This window comes from Micromonospora sp. PLK6-60, from assembly GCF_019890675.1.
In the GTDB taxonomy this organism is placed as follows: domain Bacteria; phylum Actinomycetota; class Actinomycetes; order Mycobacteriales; family Micromonosporaceae; genus Micromonospora.
On record NZ_JAIOAA010000036.1, the window covers coordinates 1 to 7,872 of the forward strand.

7 protein-coding genes and 2 tRNA genes are annotated in these 7,872 nt (G+C 69.9%); 2 read left to right on the forward strand and 7 right to left on the reverse strand.

Annotation, left to right across the window (positions count from 1 at the left end):
- Positions 1 to 477: 477 nt before the first annotated feature.
- A complete protein-coding gene (locus K7640_RS29640) occupies positions 478 to 705 on the forward strand; it encodes a hypothetical protein (RefSeq protein ID WP_222958253.1) in 228 nt (75 codons plus the stop codon).
- Between the two features lie 3 nt (positions 706 to 708).
- Here the strand turns inward: K7640_RS29640 and K7640_RS29645 are convergent, their stop codons facing one another.
- The 6 genes from K7640_RS29645 to K7640_RS29670 all read right to left on the reverse strand — a co-directional run bounded on the left by K7640_RS29645 (position 709) and on the right by K7640_RS29670 (position 6,200).
- The gene (locus K7640_RS29645) at positions 709 to 1,560 is read right to left on the reverse strand and encodes a carbon-nitrogen hydrolase family protein (protein WP_222958254.1); all 852 of its coding nucleotides are present in this window, start codon (positions 1,558 to 1,560) and stop codon (positions 709 to 711) included.
- A gap of 75 nt (positions 1,561 to 1,635) precedes the next feature.
- Entirely contained in the window at positions 1,636 to 2,931 is a 1,296-nt protein-coding gene (gene clpX / locus K7640_RS29650; protein ID WP_222958255.1) for an ATP-dependent Clp protease ATP-binding subunit ClpX, read from the reverse strand.
- Positions 2,932 to 3,144: 213 nt separating this feature from the next.
- Positions 3,145 to 3,807, reverse strand: coding sequence for an ATP-dependent Clp protease proteolytic subunit (locus tag K7640_RS29655; protein ID WP_222958256.1), 663 nt, complete (start codon positions 3,805 to 3,807; stop codon positions 3,145 to 3,147).
- 10 nt (positions 3,808 to 3,817) lie between these two features.
- Entirely contained in the window at positions 3,818 to 4,459 is a 642-nt protein-coding gene (locus K7640_RS29660) for a ClpP family protease (protein WP_222958257.1), read from the reverse strand.
- Positions 4,460 to 4,633: 174 nt separating this feature from the next.
- Entirely contained in the window at positions 4,634 to 5,980 is a 1,347-nt protein-coding gene (tig, locus tag K7640_RS29665) for a trigger factor (RefSeq protein WP_222958258.1), read from the reverse strand.
- 146 nt (positions 5,981 to 6,126) lie between these two features.
- Positions 6,127 to 6,200: transfer RNA gene (locus K7640_RS29670), tRNA-Pro, on the reverse strand.
- Between the two features lie 264 nt (positions 6,201 to 6,464).
- On the opposite strand from K7640_RS29670, the gene K7640_RS29675 reads away from it, so the two are divergent.
- Positions 6,465 to 6,538 (forward strand) — tRNA-Gly (locus K7640_RS29675).
- Positions 6,539 to 6,591: 53 nt separating this feature from the next.
- On the opposite strand, the gene K7640_RS30530 is transcribed toward K7640_RS29675, so the two are convergent.
- On the reverse strand, positions 6,592 to 7,872 hold a 1,281-nt coding region (locus K7640_RS30530; RefSeq protein WP_255610213.1), incomplete at its 5' end, for a site-specific integrase.

Consider the following 7,872-nt stretch of genomic DNA (forward strand, 5'->3'; position numbering starts at 1 on the left):
AGAAGCCCCACACTCGCAGGACCCCCGTCTGGGGCAACCTCTCTAACTTACTCGGTCCGACTTTCGCTGTCAACCTCGTGTCCGAGGTGATCAACTTGGTACGGCCCGATCCACGCCGACGCACGCCCGTAGTGGGCGGTCGCTGCTGTCGTGGGAAGCGGCAGACCGGCCGATCGCCGCTTTCGCGGCCACCCGCCCGGCTCCCTGCCGGCTTTCGAACTCTACCCGGTCGGCTTCGCGTTCGCAACTCCGTGTCCCGGAGCCTGCCGCACCGCCCAGATTCTCAGTCTCGCTCGGCGTCTCCGCCACGAGCCTGGCGCCCGTTCTCGGCCGGTTTATCCGGCCTCCCGCGTGCAGAGAGAAAGTTACGCGGACCGGCCCCGGGAAGGCAAATCAACGTTCGTCACTGGGTTGTTCGCCCGGACCGGTGCGGTCGGGTCATGCGGTCGAGCCCGCCGGCGTGCCAGAGTGTCTGGCATGGATGCCGCTTCTCCCGCCCCGGCGGCCACGCTCGCCGCGGATGCCCTGCTCGGCCTGCTCGTGCCCCTCTGGCAGGTGGTCATCGGCGGCTTCGTGCTCGTCGTGCTGGTCGTGTGGGTGGCTCGGCTCGCCCGACGCCCCCGGTCCCGGATGACCACGGCGCTACTGGTGACGGCCGCCGCGATCGCCGGCTTCGCCCTGGTGGGCGTGCTGCTCCAGGGCTAGGCCCTAAACCCGATCCGGCCGGTCAGCGCCGGACGGGTCGGCACGACGACCGGCCAGGGGCAGCCGCCGGTTCGCCAGGCTGGGCAGCTCGGCGCGGATGCTCCGCAGGCGATCGAGGTCCAGCTCGGCCACGGTCAGACCCGGGCCGTCCGGCACCTGGGTGAGGACGGTGCCCCACGGGTCGACCACCATGCTGCGCCCGAAGCAGGTGCGGCCCGGCTCGTGGTCACCGGTCTGGCCGGCGGCGGCGACGAAGCACTGGTTCTCGATCGCCCGGGCCCGCAACAGGACCTCCCAGTGGTCCCGGCCGGTGTGCATCATGAACGCGGCCGGCACCACGAGCAGTTCGGCGCCGCCGCTGGTGGCCAGCTCCCGGTAGAGCTCGGGGAACCGCAGGTCGTAACAGATCGACAGGCCGACCCGGAGTCCTTCCACGTCCACCACCACCGGCTGGTCGCCGGGTGCGACGGTCGCCGATTCCCGGTACGACACCCGCCCGGGGATCTCCACGTCGTACAGATGGATCTTGCGATAGCTGGCGGCGAGGGTGCCGTCGCGGTCGAAGACCAGGGAGGTGTTCCAGGTGTGCGCCGGGTCGGGGCCGGCCTCGTGGAAGGAACCGGCGACCAGCCAGATCCCGAGTCGTCGGGCGGTCTCCGCGAAGAAGGTGCCGACCGTGCCGTCGGCGCCCTCCGGCGCCGGCATCCCCTCCGCCCGGCCGAGATAGTCGACGTATTCGGGGAGGACGGCGAGATCGGCGCCGGCGTCCGCCGCGCGGACCAGTAGGGCCTCGGCGGCGGCGAGGTTCGCCGCGCGGTCGTCGCGGGCGTTGAGCTGGCAGACGGCGACGCGCATGACGATCAGCGTACGGGTGGCGGGTGCCCGACGACACCCGCTACGCCGCGATGCCGCAAACGAGCGGGGCCGGGATCAGGCCGACTTCTCCTCGCGGTCCCGGCGGGCCCGCCGGCCGGTGAACTCCCGCGGCACGATCGTCGGGTTGACGTTTTCCAGGACCACCTCGCGGGTGATCAGCACGCGAGCGGCGTCCGGGTTGCTCGGCACCTCGTACATCACGGAAAGGAGGACCTCTTCCATGATGGCCCGCAGGCCACGGGCGCCGGTGCCGCGGAGCATCGCCTGGTCGGCGATCGCCTCCAGCGCCGGCTGCTCGAACTCCAGCTCCACCCCGTCCAGCTCGAACAGGCGCTGGTATTGCCGGACCAGCGCGTTGCGCGGCTCGGTGAGGATCCGCACCAGGGCGCTGCGGTCCAGGCTGCGCACGTTGGTGATCACCGGCAGCCGGCCGATAAACTCGGGGATCAGCCCGAACTTGAGCATGTCCTCCGGCATGACCTGGCTGAAGATGTCGTCGGTCGACCGCTCCGAGATGGACCGGAGGCGGGCGCCGAAGCCGGTGCCGCCGTGCCCGGTGCGGGCCTCGATGATCTGGTCGAGCCCGGCGAAGGCGCCGCCACAGATGAACAGCACGTTTGTGGTGTCGATCTGGATGAACTCCTGGTGCGGGTGCTTGCGCCCGCCCTGCGGCGGCACGTTGGCCACCGTGCCCTCGAGCATCTTCAGCAGCGCCTGCTGCACGCCCTCGCCGGAGACGTCCCGGGTGATCGAGGGATTCTCCGACTTGCGGGCGATCTTGTCGACCTCGTCGATGTAGATGATCCCGGTCTCGGCGCGCTTGATGTCGTAGTCCGCGGCCTGGATGAGCTTGAGGAGGATGTTCTCCACGTCCTCGCCGACGTAGCCGGCCTCGGTCAGGGCGGTGGCGTCCGCGATCGCGAACGGGACGTTGAGCATCCGGGCCAGGGTCTGCGCCAGGTGGGTCTTGCCGCACCCGGTCGGGCCGAGCAGGAGGATGTTGGACTTGGCCAGCTCGACGGCGTCGCTGCCGGAACCCGGCGCGCCGGCCGCCTCGGCCTGGATCCGCTTGTAGTGGTTGTAGACCGCGACCGCGAGGGCCTTCTTGGCCTGGTCCTGGCCGACGACGTAGTTGTCGAGGAACTGGCAGATCTCCATCGGCTTGGGAAGCTCTTCCCACTTCACCTCGCCGGACTCGGCCAGCTCCTCCTCGATGATCTCGTTGCAGAGATCGATGCACTCGTCGCAGATGTAGACGCCCGGGCCCGCGATGAGCTTCTTGACCTGCTTCTGCGACTTGCCGCAGAACGAGCACTTCAGTAGGTCGCCGCCGTCACCGATCCGTGCCACCTACGTTCTCCCTGCACTCATCGGCCGGTGCGCCGGCCCTGACCCGCCGGACGCCGGAGCGCCCGTCCGTCTCGATCCCTACCCGCCGGCCGAACCGGCGAAGCGTCCGGACCCGACGTTACCCGCTGGCGGAGGTTTCTCCGACCCCCAAAACGGGTGTGTCAGAGGTCGGCCGGGAACGGACTCCCCGGGCCGACCTCCGACCCGTGCTGATCAGCTGGCCGAGTTGGCGGCCAGCAAACCCTTCTTGCGGCTGGTGAGGATGGTGTCCACCAGTCCGTACTCCTTGGACTCCTCGGCCGTCATGATCTTGTCGCGGTCGATGTCCTTGCGGACCTGCTCGATCGGGCGGTTGCAGTGCCGGGAGAGCATGTCCTCCAGCTGGGTCCGCATCCGCAGGATCTCCCGGGCCTGGATCTCGATGTCCGAGCCCTGCCCGTAGCCGCCCTCGGTGGCCGGCTGGTGGATGATGATCCGCGAGTTCGGCAGGGCCATCCGCTTGCCCGGCGTGCCGGCCGACAGCAGCACCGCCGCCGCGCTGGCCGCCTGGCCCAGGCAGACGGTGGAGATGTCCGGCCGGACGTACTGCATGGTGTCGTAGATCGCCGTCATGGCGGTGAACGAGCCACCCGGCGAGTTGATGTACATGATGATGTCGCGGTCCGGGTCGGTGCCCTCCAGCGTCAGCAGCTGGGCCATCACGTCGTTGGCCGACGCGTCGTCCACCTGCACGCCGAGGAAGATGATCCGGTCCTCGAAGAGCTTGTTGTAGGGGTTGGACTCCTTGACCCCGTACGAGGTGCGCTCCACGAACGACGGGAGCACGTAGCGGTTGTGCACGGCCGCGAACTGGGGCGGCAGGCTCAGGTCGGTCATCGTCAGCTCCTCAGCTCAGGGTCCCGGCGCCTTCCGGAACCTGGGTGGCTCCGGTGATCACCTTGTCGATGAAGCCGTAGTCCATGGCCTCCTGGGCGGTGAACCAACGGTCGCGGTCCGAATCCGCCTCGATCTCCGCCGGGCTCCGGCCGGTGTGGTGCGCGACCCGTTCCTGGAACATCCGCTTCGTGTAGAGCATCTGCTCCGCCTGGATGGCGATGTCCGCCGCCGTGCCGCCCATGCCGCCGGACGGCTGGTGCATCATGATCCGCGCGTGCGGGAGGGCGTACCGCTTGCCCTTGGTGCCGGCGCAGAGCAGCAGCTGGCCCATGGAGGCCGCCATGCCCATCGCCACGGTCGAGACGTCGTTGTCGATGAACTGCATCGTGTCGTAGATCGCCATGCCGGAGTAGACCGAGCCACCCGGCGAGTTGATCCAGAGGTTGATGTCGCGGTCCGGGTCCTCCGCGGCGAGCAGCAGCAGCTGCGCGCAGATGCGGTTGGCGACCTGGTCGGTCACCTCGCTGCCCAGGAAGATGATGCGCTCCTTGAGCAACCGGTTGTAGACCGAGTCGTCGAGGTTGCCAATTGAGTCGCCCCCACGGGCGTCGACCGCCCGGAGCGGCTTCGCTGGGATGTGCATGTCGGTCATGGCAGCCCTTCGCTCTCCGTACCGTACTACCCGACACTAACCGCTCGGCCCTACGGCAGAGTCCCGGTCGGGGCACTGTTCGCTCTCAGCGCAGTGGCCCGGGGGACGTACCCGAGAAAGGGTTTCGGCCGCCGTCGGCGCCGGAAACCGGCGGACGGCGGCCGCACCCGACGATCAGTGCTCGTGGTTGTGCTCGGCCTCGTTGGCGGCGCGCAGCGCGTCGAGGGTGACCTCGTTGCCGGCCGAGTCCTTGATCTTGACCTTCTCCATCACCGAGGCCAGCGCCTTGCCCCGCCGGACGTCACCGAAGACGGCCGCGGCCGCCCCGGAGCGCACCAGCTGGTCGTAGTACTGCTGCGGGGCCATGCCCGCCCGCTGCGCCCGGTGCACGATCTCGTGGCCGAACTCGTCGTCGGAGACCTGGACGTCCTCGGCGTCGGCCAGCGTGTCCAGCAGGAGCTGGATCTTGACACCGTCGGTCGCCGCCTCCTGGAGCTCGGCGTCGATCTGCTCCTCGGTCTTCTCCTCGGCGGCGAGGTATTCCTCCAGCGAGGCGCCGATCCGCTCGAGCTGGTCGACCATGGCCGCCTTGCGGCTCTCGACCTCCTCCTTGACGACGCCCTCCGGCGCCGGCACGTCGGCGGCCGCCACGAGCTGCTCGAGGGCCTTGTCCCGGGCGGCGTAGATCTGCTCGACCCGCTTGCCCTGCTCGACCCGGCCGCGCACGTCGTCGCGCAGCTCCTGGATGGTGTCGAACTCGCTGGCCAGCTGGGCGAACTCGTCGTCCAGCTCCGGCAGCTCCTTCTCCTTGACCGTGCGCACGGTCACCGCCACCTCGGCGTCGCGGCCGGCGAAGTCGCCGCCGACCAGCTGGGTGGTGAAGGTGGTGCTCTCGCCGGCGGCGAGGCCGACCACGGCCTCGTCCAGCCCCGGCAGGAGCTGCTTGCTGCCGACCTCGTGGGAGATGTTGCTGGCCGAACCGCCCGGCACGTCCTCGCCGTCCACGGTGGCGTTCAGGTCGATCTGGACGTAGTCGCCCTCCTGGGCGGCCCGCTCGACCGTCTTCAGCGTGGCGAACCGCTCGCGCAGGTTGTTGACCTGCTCGTCGATCTCGCTGTCGGCGATCTGGAGCTCGTCCACGGTCACCTCGACGGTGGCCGGGTCCGGCAGGGTGATCTCCGGACGGACGTCGACCTCGGCGGTGAAGTTGAGCGAGTCACCGTCGTTGAACTCGGTGATCTCGACCTCCGGCCGGCCGAGCGTCTTCAGGTCGTGCTCGCGGACCGCGGCGAGGATGTTCTGCGGGATGGCCTCCTGCACCGCCTCGTTGAGGACGGTGCCCCGGCCCACCCGCTGGTCGATGATCGCGGACGGCACCTTGCCCCGGCGGAAGCCGGGGATCTGGATCTGCTGGCCGATCTCGCGGTACGCCTTCTTGAGGCTCGGCTCGAGCTCGACGAACGGCACCTCGATGGCGAGCCGCACGCGCGTCGGGCTCAGAGTCTCGACGGTGCTCTTCACAGGCGTACTCCTTGACGGATCTCAGTTAGGTCTGGGCGTGATTCAGCGCATCGAGTGTAGGCGAGCCGGGTGGCTGCTCTCGCAGCGCCCGGGGCACCCCGCGGCGAAACGGCGGCACTCCGGGCATCCCCGGCCGCGAACGACTGTCGGGGTGGCGGGATTTGAACCCACGGCCCCTCGCTCCCAAAGCGAGTGCGCTACCAAGCTGCGCCACACCCCGTGGCGACGAGAAGTGTATGCCGTCGGCGCCGGTCGGAGGTGCCGGGGCGGCACCCAACGCGCCGAACCGGGCACAACCGGACATCGCGCCCGCGACCCGCGCAGTCGTGGGTGAGCGAGATGCGGCACGTCGGGGCTTCCGGCGATCGAGAGACAACGGGGTACGGCATCTCGCGGCTCGCCGGACCTCGGGGCCGCCCGCCTGTGCGCGCGGCCGGGGTGGACCGGGTACGCTGTCGGCGCGTCCCGCTCCGTCGGGGCGTGCGCGGGCGTAGCTCAATGGTAGAGCTTCAGTCTTCCAAACTGACTACGCGGGTTCGATTCCCGTCGCCCGCTCCACACCCTCCGGCCCAGGTCAACGGCATGATCGCCGAGCCTGCGCCGTTCTCGTGCTAGCTCTCTTTGATCTTGCGTGCCATTGGCGTGCCAGTAGCGCCGGCCGCGCCCCGCGAGGCCGCCTCTCGTGCCAGTCGGGCGGCCTTCTTACCCTTGGCCGCCTTCCGCACCGCCGGCCCGTCATCGGCCGCCTTCTGCTTCGCCGCCTTGTCCGTGGCCGAGGGCGCCGCCCGCTTGGCCTGCTTCGCGATCCGCCGATCCATGCCGTCGGCGATCTCTCGGTCCCGCTCGCTGTTCGCGTGCTGGTAGATGAGGGCCGCCCGCATGCTGGCGTGGCCCATCCGGTGCATCAGGTCCCGGGTGCTGGCGCCGGTCGCCGCCGCGAGGTTGTTGCCGGTGTGCCGCAGGTCATGGAAGTGGAACCCCGCCGGCATGCCAGCCGCCCGCAGCGCCGCCACCCAGCCGACCGCCCGCCGGAAGTTGCCGGAACGCAGCACCGCCCCCTTGTCGCCGGTGAAGACCAGCGCCTCCGGCCCATCCCCCACGTGCTCGGCCAGGTGCACGGCGAGCACGGTCCGAGCCGCACCCGGCAAGGTCACCGTGCGGTTGCCCGCCGCCGACTTCGGCGGCCCGAACTCCGTCCGGCTGCGCAGTACGGCCAGCTTGCGCGGCACCCGGACCGTACCGGCCGTCAGGTCGACATCCGAGCGCCGCAGCGCCGCCAGTTCACCCCAGCGCAACCCGGAGAAGGCGGCGACGATGATCAGCGCGGAGAACCGCGGCGGCATCCGCTCGGCGAGCGCGAGCACCTGGGCGACGGTCGCCACCGGCCGCTCCGGAGTGTGGTAGCGGTCATAGCCCGGGATGCGGCAGGGGTTCTGCCGAATCAACTCGTCCTCCTTCACGGCGGTGTTGAGGATCGCCCGGAGCAGCGAGTACGCCTTGACGGCCTGCGGCTCGGTTGTCCCGCCGTCGAACAGGGTCCGGCGCCAGGTGCGGATGGTCTGCGGCTTGATCGCGCCCAGGGCGAGGCCGCCGAGGTACGGGCGGATGTGCAGCCGGAACAGGTCTCCGTAGTTCTCCCGGGTCCGGGGCTGGAGCTTCCGTTCGGCGATCCACTTCCGGCCGTACGACTCAAGCTGGATCTCCCCCGACTCCGGGGCCGCCCACTCCCCCTTGATGATCTCCGACTCCACCACGGTCAGCCACTTTGCCGCCTTTCGCTCGGTGTCGAACGTGTGCGGCGCCTTGCGCTCCAGCCCATCCGGTCCGACGTACCGCGCCTGATACCGGCCGGACGGCAGCCGGCGGACATTGCCGAATCGCCGCCGGCTCTT

Coding starts and splice junctions, on each gene's coding strand:
- K7640_RS29660 (WP_222958257.1), bottom strand. CDS start 4,459: ATGACCGACATGCACATCCCAGCGAAGCCGCTCCGGGCGGTCGACGCC.
- K7640_RS29655 (WP_222958256.1), bottom strand. CDS start 3,807: ATGACCGACCTGAGCCTGCCGCCCCAGTTCGCGGCCGTGCACAACCGC.
- K7640_RS29640 (WP_222958253.1), top strand. CDS start 478: ATGGATGCCGCTTCTCCCGCCCCGGCGGCCACGCTCGCCGCGGATGCC.
- K7640_RS29645 (WP_222958254.1), bottom strand. CDS start 1,560: ATGCGCGTCGCCGTCTGCCAGCTCAACGCCCGCGACGACCGCGCGGCG.